We start from the raw sequence: 16,095 nt of genomic DNA on the forward strand, positions 1-16,095 counted from the left end.
AGCGCTAAATTGATTGTGCCGTCACACTTTCACTTAGGCTTTAGGTGTAATTTTTCATCATAAAGAAGATTTAGCGAATCGCACATTCCCTAAATCTTTTTAGGAGTTTTAATCATGACAGTAACCAATGCCCAAGAACTGGATCTCATGGTCGAGCGCGTGGCCAAAGCGCAAGCCGAATATGCCAGTTTTAGCCAAGCCCAAGTCGATGCGATTTTCCGCGCCGCCGCATTGGCCGCCGCCGATGCACGTATATCGCTCGCGAAAATGGCCGCCGCCGAAACCCGAATGGGGGTGATTGAAGACAAAGTCATTAAAAACCACTTTGCCTCCGAGTACATTTACAACAAGTATAAAGATGAAAAGACCTGCGGAATTTTGTCCGAGGACCCCACCTTCGGCACCATCACTATCGCCGAGCCCGCGGGCATTATCTGTGGGATTGTCCCCACCACCAATCCCACCTCCACCGCCATTTTCAAAGCGTTGATCAGCCTTAAAACCCGTAATGCGATTATTTTCTCCCCTCACCCGCGGGCAAAAGTCTCGACCACCACTGCGGCTAAACTGGTGTTAGATGCCGCCATAGCCGCCGGTGCGCCCAAGGACATTATCGGTTGGATTGATGAGCCCAGTGTGGCACTTTCAAATCAATTGATGACACACCCCAAAGTGAACCTTATCCTCGCCACTGGTGGCCCAGGCATGGTGAAAGCGGCCTACTCTTCTGGCAAACCCGCCATTGGCGTGGGTGCGGGTAACACGCCGATTGTGATTGATGAAACCGCCGATATAAAACGCGCGGTCAGCTCGATTTTGATGTCTAAAACCTTCGATAACGGTGTGGTGTGTGCCTCAGAGCAAGCGGTGATTGTGGTCGATAGCATCTACGAGCAAGTCAAAGAGCGCTTCGCCACCCATGGTGGTTATCTCTTAAATGCTGCGCAAACCGCTGCAATGCAACAAGTCATCCTTAAAAATGGCGGTTTAAATGCCGATATCGTTGGCCAAAGCGCCGCAACCATAGCGCAAATGGCAGGAATTGATGTCCCCCACACCACCAAGGTATTAATTGGTGAGGTCACCGATATCACAGAGGCAGAAGCCTTTGCCCACGAAAAACTCTCACCATTACTTGGCATGTACCGCGCCACCGATTTCAACGACGCCGTCGATAAAGCCGAAGCCTTAGTTGCCCTAGGCGGCATTGGCCACACATCCGGCTTATATACCGACCAAGACACCCAAACCGAGCGGGTCAAAACCTTTGGTTTTAGAATGAAAACCGCGCGAATTCTAATCAACACCCCAGCATCACAAGGCGGAATTGGCGATCTGTACAACTTTAAACTCGCTCCCTCACTCACCTTAGGTTGCGGCTCTTGGGGCGGAAACTCAATTTCAGAAAACGTCGGCCCAAGCCATTTAATCAATAAAAAAACCGTCGCTAAGAGGGCTGAAAACATGCTGTGGCACAAACTTCCTTCATCTATCTACTTCCGCCGCGGCAGCTTACCTATTGCCCTTGAAGAATTGAGCGATAAAAAACGTGCCCTCGTAGTGACCGACAGATTCCTGTTTAACCAAGGTTATTGCGACGAAACCTTAAAAATTTTAAAAGCCCAAGGTCTTGAAACCGAAGTGTTTTACGAGGTAGAAGCCGATCCTACACTGGCCACAGTGCGCCAAGGTGCCAAAGTCGCCAATAGCTTTAAACCCGATGTGATTATCGCCTTAGGCGGTGGCTCGCCCATGGATGCGGCCAAGATTATTTGGGTGATGTACGAGCATCCCGATGTCGACTTTGCCGATTTAGCCCTGCGTTTTATGGATATCCGTAAACGTATCTATAAATTCCCTAAAATGGGCGTCAAAGCGACTATGGTGGCGATCCCGACCACTTCCGGCACTGGCTCTGAGGTCACACCTTTTGCCGTGGTGACCGATGAACAAACCGGTAAAAAATACCCCATCGCCGACTATCAACTCACCCCAAACATGGCGATTGTTGACCCAAATCTGGTGATGGATATGCCGAAATCCTTAACCGCTTTCGGCGGAATCGATGCGATCACCCACGCTCTCGAAGCCTATGTCAGTGTAATGGCGAATGAATACAGCGATGGTCAAGCTCTGCAAGCACTTGACCTACTGTGCAAATATTTACCCGATGCTTATGAACTTGGCGCCGCATCCCCTATCGCCCGTGAAAAAGTGCACAATGGTGCGACCATAGCCGGTATCGCCTTTGCCAACGCCTTCCTTGGGATCTGCCACTCTATGGCCCACAAGCTGGGCGCCGAGTTTCACCTAGCCCACGGGCTGGCGAACGCGCTGCTGATCAGTAACGTTATCCGCTTTAATGCGACTGACTTACCAACTAAGCAAGCCGCATTCAGCCAATACGACAGGCCAAAAGCCCTATGTCGCTACGCGGCCATTGCCGATCATTTAGCCTTAGGTGGAAACTCAGATGCGGAAAAAGTCGAGAAATTGCTGGAAAAAATCGAGCAACTCAAGAAGACGCTGGGCATTCCAGCATCTATCCAAGAAGCGGGAGTCAACGAAGCCGACTTCCTCGCCAAAGTAGATATGATTGCCGAGGATGCCTTCGATGACCAATGTACTGGCGCGAACCCTCGTTATCCGCTAATTAGCGAGCTAAAACAGCTACTACTCGACAGCTACTATGGTCGCTCCTTCACCGAGCAATAGTGCTTAGTGGATATAGCGTTTAGGGAACAAAAAAAACGTTAAATGCAAAAGCCCTCGTTTGAGGGCTTTTATCATTTTAACTTAAGCAAAATCAATTGATTGCACAGTAAAAAACGTTACGATTGACTTGCGAGCTTGATATCAAATAAGTAACAAACTCAATTAATTCAGTGCTAATACATAGTCGATAGCACTGGTAATCGCCGCGACTTGGGCTAAATTGCACTCTGCGGGCGTGGCCGATGGACTGTCGGGATACACTTCTGTGGTGGTGTTATAAATACAGCCCGTCACACTGCTGCATAAACCTAGCGCTTTTAATGGGTAGTTGATCACTCCGTGTTGCACCACTGTCGAGCCAATAATCTCACCCTTGCCATCTGCGGGCGCGATGTGAGTCACTTTGCTCACCCCATCAATAATCGCCTTCTGGAAGGCATCCTGCGGATTTTCGGTATCGCCTACGGCATAAAAACCATCTGGAATGGTGCCAGGGATAAAGTCTTTGCCATCACGCGCGGCCAAGGCTGGACGAAATTCATCCTCATCCGAGTCGGTGGTTTCATGTAAATCCACATGCACATCAAAACCTTGTGGAACGCTTGCTACCAGTGCCATCAGTGCTGCCGACTCTTCAGCGGGACTATTGGCGTAAAAGGAGCGGTTTGGATCGATAGCTTTCGGGTTCCAACGATTGATGGTCTCATAACCCCAAGGGCTCACGCATACAGCGACCACAAGATTTACCCGCTCAACATAGTGAGCCGCGTTGTTAGCCAAAAAAGCCAAGGCGCCATGCACACCACTGGTTTCGTAGCCGTGTACGCCGCCTGTGACTAACACAGTTATCTTGTTTGGATCGAAGCTTGCAGATTTGACCGCAAATAAGGGATAACGCGCAGGAGCAATCGATAGCGCCCCATACTGCACGATATTCAGCCCCAATGTTGCCAGTTGTGATTCCATCGCTTTTAGTGGTGTGACAACATTGTCTTGGTAAGAACGTTTAATTTGCGTGCTAGCAAACCATGCAGCCTTTTCGGCATCGCCCCATTTTTCACCGACTGTCCCGATTGGGTAAAAACTCACATTCGCCATAGGTTCTCTTCTTCTGATTTTATGTTTTGGTCTTATGGTTAAAGATTGTTATAGCTCAAAGCACGAGTTGCATCGGAATATCGCGGATCCCACCGCGCTCTCGAATATCACTTTGTGCAATAAAGCCAAAGCGCTGATAGACAGGCAGCGCATTCACCGCAGAGTTAACGGTAAAGGTGCCGGGATTCCCCTTGGCGAGACACTCAGTTTTAGCATGTTCCCACAGCCGACGCGACAGGCCTTGCCCCTTGGCAATATCCGCCACAAATAGATGATAAAGATGACTGTTATCCTTCATCCCCACCACACCGACGAGTTCGCCAGTCTCATTGATTGCAACATGATATTGATAACCTGAGGCAAAATAATGCGCCACCGACTCAACCGACATGGCTTTGACTAAGGTTTGTGCGCCATCATCTGTGCACGTGGGAGCGATATAAACGTGTGTAAGCTGCGTGATTAATGCGCTTATTGCCTCAATATCTGTTGTACTCGCCGCTCTGATCAGCATCTTCACTCCTTGGATAAGTCCAGTGTGTAACTGGCTACGATTAACAATCCTAGTATTAAAAAGCCAGAACAGAGTTCTGGCTTAGGCAACAAGATAAAGGGACCAAATACACGAGTATTTAGTCCATCATCCTCGATTACTTTTTCGTCCAGCTATCCATCCATCGGAACACGTTCGCGTACCATTGTTCTAGGTTTTCTGGCTTTAAGATCCAATGGTTTTCATCAGGGAAAATTAACAGCTCTGATGGAATCCCCTTGCGTTGCATATAGCTGAATGAAGCTAAACCTTGGCCATAAGGCACGCGGAAGTCCTTCTCGCCATGGATAACCAGCATTGGCGTCTTCCAGTTTTCCACATAATTTACTGGGTTGAACTTCTCATATAAGGCTTTGTTATCTGAGTAAGTGCCGCCAAACTCATGCTCTGGGAACCATACTTCTTCGGTCACATAGTACATGGAGCGCATATCGAACAGACCCGCGTGGTTAACGAGGCACTTAAAGCCATCGTTCCAGTTGCCTTGGATCCAGTTCATCATGTAGCCGCCGTAAGAGCCACCCAAGGCACAGGCATTTTGTGGATCGAGCCATTTTTGTTGCTGGCTCACCGCAGCCAGACCTTTTTGTAAGTCTTCTAATGGCTTACCGCCCCAATCTTGGCTGATAGAATCGGTAAAGGCTTGGCCATAACCGGTTGAACCGTGGAAATCCACCATCACAACGCCATAACCCGCGCCTGCCCATAACTGGGCATTCCAACGACCACTGAAGGCGTTACCAAATGAACCTTGTGGACCACCGTGGACTAAGTATGCAATAGGATACTTTTTGCCTTCTTGGTAGTTAGCAGGTTTGATCCAGTAACCGTAAACATCTTCGTTATTCCAACCCTTAAAGCTAAATTGTTGGAATTCACCGAATTTGATTTCGGCCAGCTTGTCTTTGTTGACTTCAGTCAGACGTTTCAGGCCTTGGCCGTCAGTGTTAATGCGATACAGATCGCCCGGCTCAACTAAGGTTTTACTGTCGAAGATCAGTTGATCGTCGGCGATCGCAATCAGACTGTTGCTGCCGTCACTGTAAACAGACTGCACATCACCAAACTGAGTATTCACTTTGAAAATAGACACTTGGCCAATGTCCTGCGCCGTCACATACAGAGTACGGTTGTCCGGTGCAAACATCAGCGAGCTTGGGCTTCTGTCCCACAGCGGTGCGACTTCCTTCGACTGTCCGGTGCTGGTATCACGCAGCATGATACGGTAACGGTCGGCCTCGAAGCCGGGTTTAGTCATCGCGAGGTACGCCATATAACGGCCATCGCTAGAGAATGTCGGCTGCGCGTCCCAAGCAATGTTATCGGCGGTTAAGTTAGTGGCTTTGCCGCCATTCACACTCACCTGCCACAGATCGTAATTGGTAGTCCAAGCTTGATCTTTGCTGGGCGCTTTGGCGCTGTACACCACATATTGGCCATCTGGGGTGAAAGTCACTTCTTCCATGCCTGAGAATGGCTTAGGTGGCGTTTCTGTGTCTAAACCTTGGGTGATGTCCACCACTTTAGTTAGCTTCTCGCCGTTAAGGGCACCCACGAATAAGTGGTTACGGGCATGATCTTCCCAGGTATCCCAGTGACGTACCATCAACTGCTTGTATTCACGGCCCGTCGATTTACGCTCTTCTTCGGCCTTAAATTTGTCTTTCGAGCAGGCTAAATCTTTACACTCTGGGAAGACGCGCATGCTGAGTACGATTTGCTTGCCATCGTTAGAGAGTTTGTAACCATCAATATCCAATGGCAGATCAGAAACTTGCTGCGCTTCACCGCCCGTTAATGGCAGTTGGAACAGTTGGCTTGAACCACTGCGGCTGGCGAGGAAATAAATTGATTTGTCATCGTTTGCGAAGCTGACATCGTGCTCAGTACCCGCAGCCGAGGTGATCTGCATCGGTTTAGCGTCTGCTTGCGTCAGATCGAGAATATATAAATCCGAGCTCGCCTCTCCCTTGTCATTAACGGTCTTCAGGCCGTAGACCAATTTTGTGCCATCGTGGGACACCGCGGCTGAATGCAATTTGTTGAGTTTAACCAGCTGTTGCACAGTAAAAGGTTTGGGATCGGCCGCGTGGGCAGAGCAGGCCAAACCAGCCGCGCCAAGCGCCAATAGGAGAGGAGCTATTTTCATTGTTATATCCATCTTTTGTTAAACACATTCGGTAGTTGTACCGAATGAACGGTCAAAACGAACATCAATCGTTTTTGTGAAGATAAGTTTGCCACACTAGCGAAACAAAAACGCTCAAGCAAGCCAAAAGGCGTACTTGAGCGTATTTTTTTGTGACAAATTGTCAGTCAGCATTGAATGGCGTCACAGAGTGCCACTCGCCTTCCTATCATGCTCAAAACCCGCTTAAAAAAGCGACATATTTGCAAGAAGGCCATTTACTTAGGCTTTGGCGTTAGCGATATTCACTTTCCAAATCGCAGGGCCAGTTTCATGGGCGTTTACGCCGTTTGAGTCCACCGCCACAGTCACAGGCATATCTTCAACGTCAAACTCGTAAATCGCTTCCATACCTAAGTCGGCAAAGGCTACTACACGGGATTTCTTAATGGCTTTCGATACTAAGTAAGCCGCACCGCCCACAGCCATCAGGTACACAGCTTTGTGCTTCTTGATAGACTCAACGGTCGCTGGACCACGCTCAGCTTTACCAATCATGCCCATCAGGCCCGTTTTTTCTAGCATCAGATCGGTGAACTTATCCATACGGGTCGCGGTGGTTGGGCCAGCAGGACCCACAACTTCATTACCCACTGGGTCAACTGGGCCCACGTAGTAGATAAACTTACCAGTAAAGTCGACGCCTTCTGGTAAACCTTCGCCGCTTTCAATCAGGCTTTGGATACGCTTATGGGCAGCATCACGGCCGGTGAGCATTTTACCGCTTAACAGAATGGTTTCACCACTCTTCCACTGTTCGATATCGGCTTGTGTGACAGTGTCTAAGTTAACGCGGCGCACATCGCTACCCACTTCGCGGGTGATTTCGGGCCAGTCGCTCAGTGACGGCGGCGTAAGATCAGCTGGACCCGTACCATCTAAATGGAAGTGAACGTGGCGAGTTGCGGCGCAGTTCGGGATCATCACTACAGGCTTTGATGCTGCGTGGGTTGGCGCAGATTTGATTTTCACGTCTAACACTGTGGTTAAACCGCCAAGCCCCTGCGCACCAATACCTAAGTTATTAGCACGTTCGAAAATGTCTAAACGCAGTTTTTCTTCGCTGGTTTGTGCACCGCGCGCCATTAATTCATGAATATCCACGCTTTCCATCAGCGCTTCTTTCGCCAGCACCGCGGCTTTTTCAGCGGTGCCGCCAATACCGATGCCGAGCATACCTGGAGGACACCAGCCCGCGCCCATCGTTGGCAGCGTTTTTTCAACCCAAGCAGCGATATCATCAGATGGGTTTAACATCACCATCTTGGCTTTGTTTTCACTGCCGCCGCCTTTGGCAGCAATAGCCACTTCCACATGGTTGCCTGGCACCATATCGATATGCACCACGGATGGGGTGTTGTCTTTGGTGTTTTTACGGCTACCCGCAGGATCTGCCACAATCGATGCACGCAATGGGTTATCTGGGTTGGTATAAGCACGACGCACACCTTCATCGACCATTTGCTGCACGGTCATATCGGTTTTGTCCCACTTAACCCCCATACCAATCTTAACGAAGGTGGTCACAATACCCGTGTCTTGACACAGTGGGCGTTTACCTTCGGCAGACATACGCGAGTTAATCAAAATTTGCGCAATCGCATCCTTCGCCGCCGCACTCTGCTCACGCTCATAAGCTTCGCTCATGGCATCGACAAAATCTTTGGGGTGATAGTAGGAGATGTATTGCAGGGCATCCGCCACACTTTCAATGAAGTCGGCTTGTTTAATCACTACATTTTCAGACGTTTCATGGTGAGATGACATAGTAGGTGCGCTCCAGCAGCCTTTAGGGCCTTACTTGTTTTTTGTGTAATTCTTTCTGGGCCAATATGATACTCTTTCCCATCTTTTTGGGCTACATCACATTTTTAGATAGGGTTAATTGATGGCAAATAGGGCGGCATTACCGCTGGCAGTACGCCAACTTGACTGGACTTTCAGCACAGCAGCAATCTTCGAACACTTTGCGGCAGAACCTTGGGCCATATTGCTCGACTCGGCCAATGCGCCCCATCAGGACGCTAAATTCGATATGATTTGCGCAGGTCCCATCGCTACCCTGATCACCCAAGGCGAGCTGACTGACATTCGAGTTCATCTGCCTGAATTAGCCAAGCCAACTCATCTCAGCCCGCAGGATGACCCATTTTCGCTGGTCAAACAGCTGCTGCGCCATTGGTACCCACACTCTTTTGCCTGCGATTTGCCCTTCAGTGGTGGCGCCATGGGCAGCTTTAGTTATGATTTAGGCCGCCGAATTGAGCAGCTCCCTAGGACCGCGGCGCAGGATATTCACCTCGGCGAGATGAATATTGGCTTTTACGACTGGGCATTGATTTTCGATTATCAGCAGCAAAGCTGGTTTATGGTGCACTATTTGGGTGAAACCGCGCTAGAAGCTCAGTTGAAAATAATTGATGCAAAAATTACCCTCACCACAAAACAGGCTGAATTTAGTCTCACAAGCCCTTGGTCAGCACAACTCACCAAAGCCGAGTACACCTCAAAATTTAATCAAGTACAGGCGTATCTGCATAGCGGTGATTGCTATCAAATTAATTTAACCCAACGCTTTGAAGCAGAGTATCAAGGCGATGAATGGACGGCCTACCGCAAACTACGAAGTGCTAATCAAGCGCCCTTCTCTGCCTTTATGCGACTGGATGACAATGCGATTTTATCGATTTCGCCTGAGCGTTTTATCCAGCTGCGCGGTAACGACATTCAAACCAAACCGATTAAAGGTACCTTGCCACGTAATCCCGATCCTGAGCAGGATAAACAGGTAGCTCACACACTCGCCAACTCCCCTAAAGATCGCGCCGAAAACGTGATGATTGTGGATTTGCTGCGTAATGATATAGGTAAAGTTGCCGCGCCCGGCACAGTGCAAGTGCCACATTTATTCGCCGTCGAAAGCTTTCCTGCGGTACATCATTTAGTCAGTACCGTCACCGCCAAACTCGCCCCACAGCACCACGCCTGTGACTTGCTGCGGGCAGCCTTTCCCGGCGGTTCAATTACTGGCGCGCCCAAAATTCGCGCGATGGAAATTATTGAAGAACTGGAACCCTCACGCCGCAGTCTGTATTGTGGTTCCATGGGGTATATCAGCCAAGATGGACAAATGGACACCAGTATCACCATACGCACGCTAGTGGCTGAGCAAGGTAAACTCTATTGCTGGGCGGGCGGCGGCATAGTCGCCGACTCGAATGTCGATGCCGAGTACCAAGAAAGCTTCGACAAGATAAGCCGAATTTTACCCTTACTCGATAGCCCTCAATAAGCGTCAGCGCACGAATAGGAAGCCTATGGATCAAGCGGAATTTAGACTCAGATTTAATCTGCATCCCTTAGCCTCGCAAGATCCTGCGGCTATTCCTCACCTTGGGTTGCGTAAAGCCGCGGTACTCATTCCATTGCAGGAAATCCAAGGCGAGCTGAATCTGATTTTAACCCAAAGACCGATGCACCTTAGGGCGCATCCTGGGCAAATTAGTTTTCCCGGCGGCAAGATTGAACCCAGTGACAGCAGCGCCATTACGGCCGCGCTGCGGGAAGCAGAGGAAGAAATCGGTTTGTGTCGTGAAAATGTTGAGGTAATTGGCACCTTCCCCGCGCACAATACTTTTACAGGCTTTGAAATCACCCCGGTGGTGGGCATGATTAAGCAGGATTTTGCCTTAAGGCTCGATCCCGGCGAAGTCGCCGACTGTTTTACCGTGCCTTTAAGCTTTTTTATCGAGCCGCAAAATCGCCACCGCAAACAGTTTTTACGCCAAGGGCGTTATTACAGCGTGCATTTTATTCCGTACCAGCAACGTTTTATCTGGGGCGCGACGGCGGCGATTATCGATCACCTCTGCCGCCATTTGAGTCTGCCCGAGGATATGATGTAAACAACACTCAAGCCTAACAATGGTTTATATAACAAAGTGTACATACAACCCCGCCACCAGCGAGGTTAATAGCAGTAAGGGAATATTGAACCAATAGCCGAGTTTGCTGTGGTGGGCGACATAGTAATTAAACGCCAGACTCACTAAGCTAATGGCGCCGCAAATCCAAATAAGATACTGCAACGTTTGAGTCTCGTGTGGGTCCCAGTACATTCTTACCGAAGTACCTTGGTTAAAAAAAGCTCCTACCTCACGTTCTGGCCTTGCCTCGCCAAAAACCAGTAGTGCATAAACCGCCACAGCCCAACCTAAGATGGATAATGTCGCGAGGATGAGCTGAAATATTTTGACTTTCCTCATATCGCCTCCGAACGTTTAACACACCATATAGCTCAATATTAGTAATATTAACCTCAGGATACCTTTTTCAGCTTGAGAAAAGCCACCAGCAAGGTAATATAAACCTCCAAAAATTTTCATATAAAACGTTTCGTTGGAGAACTAAGCAACAATGAGCATTGCATCGGTCGCTTCTGTATTTAAAGGTGAGCACGCAGTTGGTTCAACAGTCACAGTCCGTGGCTGGGTCAGAACCCGTCGTGACTCTAAAGCTGGCATCTCTTTTTTAGCTGTCTATGACGGCTCCTGCTTTAATCCTATCCAAGGTGTTGTGCCAAATAGCTTAGAAAATTACGACAACGAAGTGTTAAAGCTGACAGCTGGCTGCTCGGTGATCGTAACCGGTGAGATTGTGGAATCTCCTGGCGCAGGCCAAGCCTATGAGCTGCAAGTTACTCAGGTTGAAGTAACTGGCTGGGTTGAAGATCCTGACACTTACCCAATGGCAGCTAAACGTCACTCTATCGAGCATTTACGCGAACTAGCGCACTTACGTCCACGTACCAACATTATTGGTGCCGTTGCCCGCGTACGTAACTGTTTATCTCAAGCGATTCACCGTTTCTATCACGAAAACGGTTTCGTATGGGTGTCTACACCGCTGATCACCGCATCGGACTGTGAAGGCGCGGGTGAAATGTTCCGTGTATCCACACTGGATATGGAAAACCTGCCACGCACTAGCGACGGCAAAGTTGACTACGACAAAGACTTCTTCGGTAAAGAGGCGTTCTTAACCGTATCTGGCCAGCTGAACGGCGAGACTTACGCCTGCGCCCTATCAAAAATCTATACCTTTGGCCCGACTTTCCGTGCTGAAAACTCAAACACTAGCCGCCACTTGGCGGAATTCTGGATGGTTGAGCCTGAAGTGGCCTTCGCCACCTTAAGCGATATCGCCAGTCTTGCCGAAGGCATGCTGAAGTACGCCTTCAATGCGGTATTAACTGAGCGTATGGACGATTTGCAATTCTTCGCCCAGCACGTGGATAAAACCGTGATTGAGCGTCTGCAATCTTTCGTATCGAGTGATTTCGCCCAAGTAGATTACACCGATGCAGTTGAGATCCTGCAAAAATGTGGACGAGAGTTCGAATTCCCGGTCTCTTGGGGTATCGACTTATCCTCTGAGCACGAGCGTTATCTGGCCGAAGAACACTTCAAAGCCCCTGTGGTTGTGAAGAACTATCCAAAAGATATCAAAGCCTTCTACATGCGCCTTAACGAAGACGGTAAAACCGTTGCCGCGATGGACGTGTTAGCCCCTGGCATCGGTGAAATCATCGGTGGCTCGCAACGTGAAGAGCGTTTAGACGTGCTGGATATGCGTTTAGAAGAAATGGATCTGAACAAAGAAGATTACTGGTGGTATCGCGATCTGCGTCGTTACGGCACAGTGCCACACGCAGGTTTCGGTCTGGGCTTCGAGCGTTTAGTGTCTTACGTAACTGGCGTATCTAACATCCGTGACGTGATCCCATTCCCACGCGCGCCACGCACCGCGAACTTCTAATGTGTCCATGATAAGACACATTCTTTAAAACGCGCCTCGGCGCGTTTTTTATTGGCCTGTAAAAATGCGTTAAAATTCATCACTCGGTCAAACTCCTTCGCCTGAGTCCTTGCACTTTAGGGGGCAAGAAATCTAAGATGGCTGCGGCTAACTTATGTGCTTTACGCAGATAACAGCCCTGGGCAGAGAGTCGCCTATTGTCGTTAGTAAGCGAGTTGCAAAGGCAACTCAACAGCATTTTGCTCAATCGAGGAATCATAATGTCAAAAATCAATTTACTTTTGCTGTGCGGCGGTGGAAGTGCAGAACACGATATTTCCCTACTGTCGGCTAATTATTTTGAAACCTCATTAGCAAAATCCGAGCAATTTAATGTATTGCGCGTGGTACTGGATAAATTCGGTCAATACCAAACCGCCGCTGGCGATGACTGTGAGCTGACCAATAACCGCGAAATCCGCTTCCGTGATGAGACCAAGGCGCCTTGGCCTGTGGATTATGTGATCCCTTGCATTCACGGCTATCCGGGCGAGACAGGTGATATCCAGTCGTACTTTAATCTTATCCAACTGCCCTACTTTGGTTGTGAATCCGAAGCCAGCAGCAACTGCTTTAACAAGATCACCGCTAAAATGTGGTTCAGTGCCTTAGGCATTCCTAACACGCCTTATATCTTCTTAAATCAATACGATGATGAAGCGATTGCCCAAACCCAAGCGGCGCTAGAAAACTGGGGATCGATTTTCGTCAAGGCCGCATCCCAAGGATCTTCTGTCGGTTGTTATAAGGTTGATGACAGCAGCAAGGTCGCAGGCGTGTTAAAAGATGCCTTTGGCTATGCGCCCTATGTGATTGTTGAGAAGACCATTAAGGCCCGTGAGCTGGAAGTCGCGGTCTATGAGTATCAAGGCGAAGTGGTTGCGACGCTGCCGGGCGAAATCATCTGTGATAGCAATACCTTCTACACCTTCGATGAAAAATACGCCAAGAGCAGTAAGGCACGCACCGATGTGGTCGCGCAAAATGTGCCAACTGACATTAGCGAGCAGATCCGCGCCTATGCGATTAAAGCCTTTAAGGGCATGAAGCTGCGCCATCTGTCACGTATCGACTTTTTCTTAACCCAAGATAATGAAATCCTGCTCAACGAAATCAATACCTTCCCGGGTTCGACGCCGATTTCGATGTTCCCTAAAATGTTACAAAACCATGGGCATGATTTTACCGAATACTTAAGTTTGGTGATTAACGGCCAGTTAGCTGCAAAGTAATCTCTTCACCCGCGTTGAGGTTAAATAACACTAAGCGCGCCAATGGCGCGCTTAGTGTGATAAAGGAGGTGGTTGAATCGATTATGAATGTGGCGATATGGCCGCTTGTTTAGCCAATAACTCAAAAAACGCCGCCTTAGGCATAGGTTTATAAAATAAATAGCCTTGAATTTCCTGAATATGGTTATCCATCATCACCTTAAGTTGTTCTTGGGTTTCAATACCTTCGGCTGTCACGCTGAGATCTAACGCATGACTTAACCGTACCATCGCTTCGATCAAAGCAATATGCCGCTCGCCCTCTCCCAATCGGTCAACAAAGCTCTTATCGATTTTAATTTGATCGATGGGGAAATTGGCCAAATACGATAGCGATGAATAGCCAGTACCAAAATCATCCAGAGAAATTTTAATGCCCCTTGCACGTAACTCATTAAGCACTTGAATTAGGTGCGCATGTTTTTTCATTAGCAGGGATTCTGTGATCTCTAAAGTAAGCAACTCGTAGGGAAAATCCTCTACTCCTAATTCGTCAATAATATCGGCAAAGGAGTCGCAAAACTCATCCTGTAACTCATGGGACCAAAATTCAAAGGTTGACACATTTATCGCTAAACTGATCGCCAATCCACGTGCTTGCATATCGATAATGGTTTTCATCACCGCTTGTCGTACGCTTCGACCAATATTAACGATTAAGCCACTGTTTTCGGCAATCGGAATAAACTCATCAGGGGGAATAAACTTTCCTTCATGCTGCCAGCGCAATAACACTTCTGCTCGAACAATTAAGCCTGTCGTGGCATCGACTATCGGTTGAAAATAGAGCTCAAAGGCATTTTGTTCTAACGCTTGTTTTAACAGTGTGTGTAAATTCGCTATTCGCTCAGCATCTTGCTGCATTTGCTCGGTAAAAAAATGATACCGATTACGACCATTTGCCTTTGAGATATACATAGCTTGGTCGGCGCAGTTTAACAGTTGCTCCAAATCCAACGCATCTTCAGGGAAACGCGCAATCCCAATACTTACCGAACTATACACACCTTTGTCGTGGGATAATTCGTAACGCCGATAAACTTGTTTATTGATCTTATCCGCCAACTGCGACAGTTCTCGCTGGGTAACAATCCCGGGGAGTAAGATGGCAAACTCATCGCCACCTAAACGCGCAAACACTGTCTGCTCATTTAAACAACTTTTAACCAATTCAACCATTTGTACCAATAAAACGTCGCCCTTATCATGGCCATATGTATCGTTAACTTGTTTAAAATTATCCAAGTCCATCAACATAAAGCTAAATCCCGGCGTTAAACTGTCCGTAGAAATAAGCTCTTGGATTTGTCTAAATAAAGCATTGCGATTTGCAAGCCCAGTTAATGAATCATTATTGGCTTGATATTTAATAAGTTGAGCGGCCTTTTTACGTTCGCTGACATCGGAAAAAAGCCAAGCAAAGCCGTTTTCGCTACTATGGGATTCACGAAAAACCGTGACGGTTAAATCGAGATAAAAAGTCTCGCCATTATTACGTTGCCCAATCAGTTCTCCCTGCCACATTTTCCCCTCAGCAAGATGCTTAAACAGTGAAGCGATTTCGTGAGGTTCGGAGGGAGAAAAAAATTGCTCAGGATTAAACTCAATACTTTCAGATGGTTGAGAATAAACCATCTGAGTAAAAGCATCGTTTGCATAAAGGACAGAATGGCTAGCATTGGTGATAACGAGAGCAAGGGGCAGCCGATCAAATATTTTCACCGCAAGTCGCTGAAACTCTAACGAACGACTGCGTTCTATGGCTAAACTCGCCAGTCTTGCCGCTTCCGCGATTAAGATTAAATCCGCGGATGTAGGAGATTTAGCCTCTTTGTAATACATGGCAAAGGTACCGAGCACCTTGCCTTGAGTATCTTTGATAGGCTCAGACCAACAAGCCCTTAATCCGTGTACGAGTGCAAAGGATTTATACAAGGCCCAATAGGGGTGATGTTCAATGTCCTCAACAATCACCCGCTCGCCCGTATAAGCCGCAGTACCACAAGAACCAACCTCAGGACCAATTTCTACCCCGTGGATAACTTGGTTATAACTGTCGGGTAAATGTGGCGCGGCGCCAGTGAGTAACTTTTTACCGTCTTCACTGAGCAATAATACGGAAGCATGTGTACCTAAACGCTGATCTTCAATTTTTAACACTAAAGCATGGAGAATTTCTGCTAAAGGAGCGCCATTTAGCAACATGGAAAGAATACCGTTATAGCATTCTAGACTGACGCTTTGTTGAAAATGGGCAGTTATTTTATCAATACAGCCCGTAACCTGCATTCCTTCGTCCATAAAACCCTTAGTCATTTAGCGTTTAAGTTAACGACCTTACTAAGGTGAAAAACCTTTGTAAATTAAGGGTGAATTTTAGGTACTAAAACACACTAAAGCAACCTTTCAATCAG

General features: G+C 48.0%; 11 protein-coding genes. 5 read left to right on the forward strand and 6 right to left on the reverse strand.

Translation table 11 applies throughout. From position 1 onward, the window contains the following. The first annotated feature begins 114 nt into the window (after nt 1-114). Nucleotides 115-2,715 (forward strand): bifunctional acetaldehyde-CoA/alcohol dehydrogenase, encoded by a 2,601-nt coding sequence (gene adhE / locus EYR25_RS15465; RefSeq protein ID WP_133181232.1) that lies wholly within the window; start codon nt 115-117, stop codon nt 2,713-2,715. Nucleotides 2,716-2,877: 162 nt separating this feature from the next. Here adhE and EYR25_RS15470 read toward each other — a convergent pair whose 3' ends face one another. From EYR25_RS15470 to EYR25_RS15485, 4 genes are all read right to left on the reverse strand, one after another. Further along, nucleotides 2,878-3,813, reverse strand: a complete 936-nt coding sequence (locus tag EYR25_RS15470) for a M14 family metallopeptidase (RefSeq protein WP_133181234.1) — start codon at nt 3,811-3,813, stop codon at nt 2,878-2,880. A 55-nt stretch (nt 3,814-3,868) separates the two neighbouring features. Beyond that, entirely contained in the window at nt 3,869-4,327 is a 459-nt protein-coding gene (locus EYR25_RS15475; RefSeq protein WP_133181236.1) for a GNAT family N-acetyltransferase, read from the reverse strand. A gap of 136 nt (nt 4,328-4,463) precedes the next feature. After that, nucleotides 4,464-6,515: a dipeptidyl-peptidase 5 gene (locus EYR25_RS15480; RefSeq protein WP_165953508.1), complete on the reverse strand. Its 2,052-nt coding sequence runs from the start codon at nt 6,513-6,515 to the stop codon at nt 4,464-4,466. A gap of 261 nt (nt 6,516-6,776) precedes the next feature. Beyond that, nucleotides 6,777-8,321, reverse strand: coding sequence for a fumarate hydratase (locus EYR25_RS15485; protein WP_047536415.1), 1,545 nt, complete (start codon nt 8,319-8,321; stop codon nt 6,777-6,779). Nucleotides 8,322-8,442: 121 nt separating this feature from the next. On the opposite strand from EYR25_RS15485, the gene pabB reads away from it, so the two are divergent. Then, the gene (pabB, locus tag EYR25_RS15490; RefSeq protein ID WP_133181240.1) at nt 8,443-9,846 is read left to right on the forward strand and encodes an aminodeoxychorismate synthase component I; all 1,404 of its coding nucleotides are present in this window, start codon (nt 8,443-8,445) and stop codon (nt 9,844-9,846) included. Nucleotides 9,847-9,871: 25 nt separating this feature from the next. Next, nucleotides 9,872-10,459 (forward strand): CoA pyrophosphatase, encoded by a 588-nt coding sequence (locus EYR25_RS15495; protein ID WP_133181241.1) that lies wholly within the window; start codon nt 9,872-9,874, stop codon nt 10,457-10,459. 24 nt (nt 10,460-10,483) lie between these two features. Here EYR25_RS15495 and EYR25_RS15500 read toward each other — a convergent pair whose 3' ends face one another. Then, nucleotides 10,484-10,819: a hypothetical protein gene (locus tag EYR25_RS15500; protein WP_023267974.1), complete on the reverse strand. Its 336-nt coding sequence runs from the start codon at nt 10,817-10,819 to the stop codon at nt 10,484-10,486. Between the two features lie 151 nt (nt 10,820-10,970). Here EYR25_RS15500 and asnS point away from each other — a divergent pair, with 151 nt between their 5' ends. Both asnS and EYR25_RS15510 read left to right on the forward strand, forming a co-directional pair. Continuing rightward, nucleotides 10,971-12,371 (forward strand): asparagine--tRNA ligase, encoded by a 1,401-nt coding sequence (gene asnS / locus EYR25_RS15505; RefSeq protein WP_023267973.1) that lies wholly within the window; start codon nt 10,971-10,973, stop codon nt 12,369-12,371. A 260-nt stretch (nt 12,372-12,631) separates the two neighbouring features. After that, nucleotides 12,632-13,642, forward strand: a complete 1,011-nt coding sequence (locus EYR25_RS15510) for a D-alanine--D-alanine ligase (protein ID WP_011622892.1) — start codon at nt 12,632-12,634, stop codon at nt 13,640-13,642. Between the two features lie 81 nt (nt 13,643-13,723). Here the strand turns inward: EYR25_RS15510 and EYR25_RS15515 are convergent, their stop codons facing one another. Next, complete coding sequence (locus EYR25_RS15515; protein ID WP_133181243.1) at nt 13,724-15,982, reverse strand: sensor domain-containing phosphodiesterase; 2,259 nt, start codon at nt 15,980-15,982, stop codon at nt 13,724-13,726. Nucleotides 15,983-16,095 lie beyond the last annotated feature (113 nt).

The sequence above is a fragment of the Shewanella decolorationis genome (genome assembly GCF_004354305.1).
GTDB lineage: Bacteria > Pseudomonadota > Gammaproteobacteria > Enterobacterales > Shewanellaceae > Shewanella > Shewanella decolorationis.

Excerpts from the sequence above, each read along its gene's own strand:
- pabB (WP_133181240.1), top strand. The coding sequence starts at position 8,443 with ATGGCAAATAGGGCGGCATTACCGCTGGCAGTACGCCAACTTGACTGG.
- EYR25_RS15510 (WP_011622892.1), top strand. The coding sequence starts at position 12,632 with ATGTCAAAAATCAATTTACTTTTGCTGTGCGGCGGTGGAAGTGCAGAA.
- EYR25_RS15495 (WP_133181241.1), top strand. The coding sequence starts at position 9,872 with ATGGATCAAGCGGAATTTAGACTCAGATTTAATCTGCATCCCTTAGCC.
- EYR25_RS15485 (WP_047536415.1), bottom strand. The coding sequence starts at position 8,321 with ATGTCATCTCACCATGAAACGTCTGAAAATGTAGTGATTAAACAAGCC.
- EYR25_RS15475 (WP_133181236.1), bottom strand. The coding sequence starts at position 4,327 with ATGCTGATCAGAGCGGCGAGTACAACAGATATTGAGGCAATAAGCGCA.
- EYR25_RS15515 (WP_133181243.1), bottom strand. The coding sequence starts at position 15,982 with ATGGACGAAGGAATGCAGGTTACGGGCTGTATTGATAAAATAACTGCC.
- EYR25_RS15470 (WP_133181234.1), bottom strand. The coding sequence starts at position 3,813 with ATGGCGAATGTGAGTTTTTACCCAATCGGGACAGTCGGTGAAAAATGG.
- adhE (WP_133181232.1), top strand. The coding sequence starts at position 115 with ATGACAGTAACCAATGCCCAAGAACTGGATCTCATGGTCGAGCGCGTG.
- EYR25_RS15500 (WP_023267974.1), bottom strand. The coding sequence starts at position 10,819 with ATGAGGAAAGTCAAAATATTTCAGCTCATCCTCGCGACATTATCCATC.
- EYR25_RS15480 (WP_165953508.1), bottom strand. The coding sequence starts at position 6,515 with ATGAAAATAGCTCCTCTCCTATTGGCGCTTGGCGCGGCTGGTTTGGCC.
- asnS (WP_023267973.1), top strand. The coding sequence starts at position 10,971 with ATGAGCATTGCATCGGTCGCTTCTGTATTTAAAGGTGAGCACGCAGTT.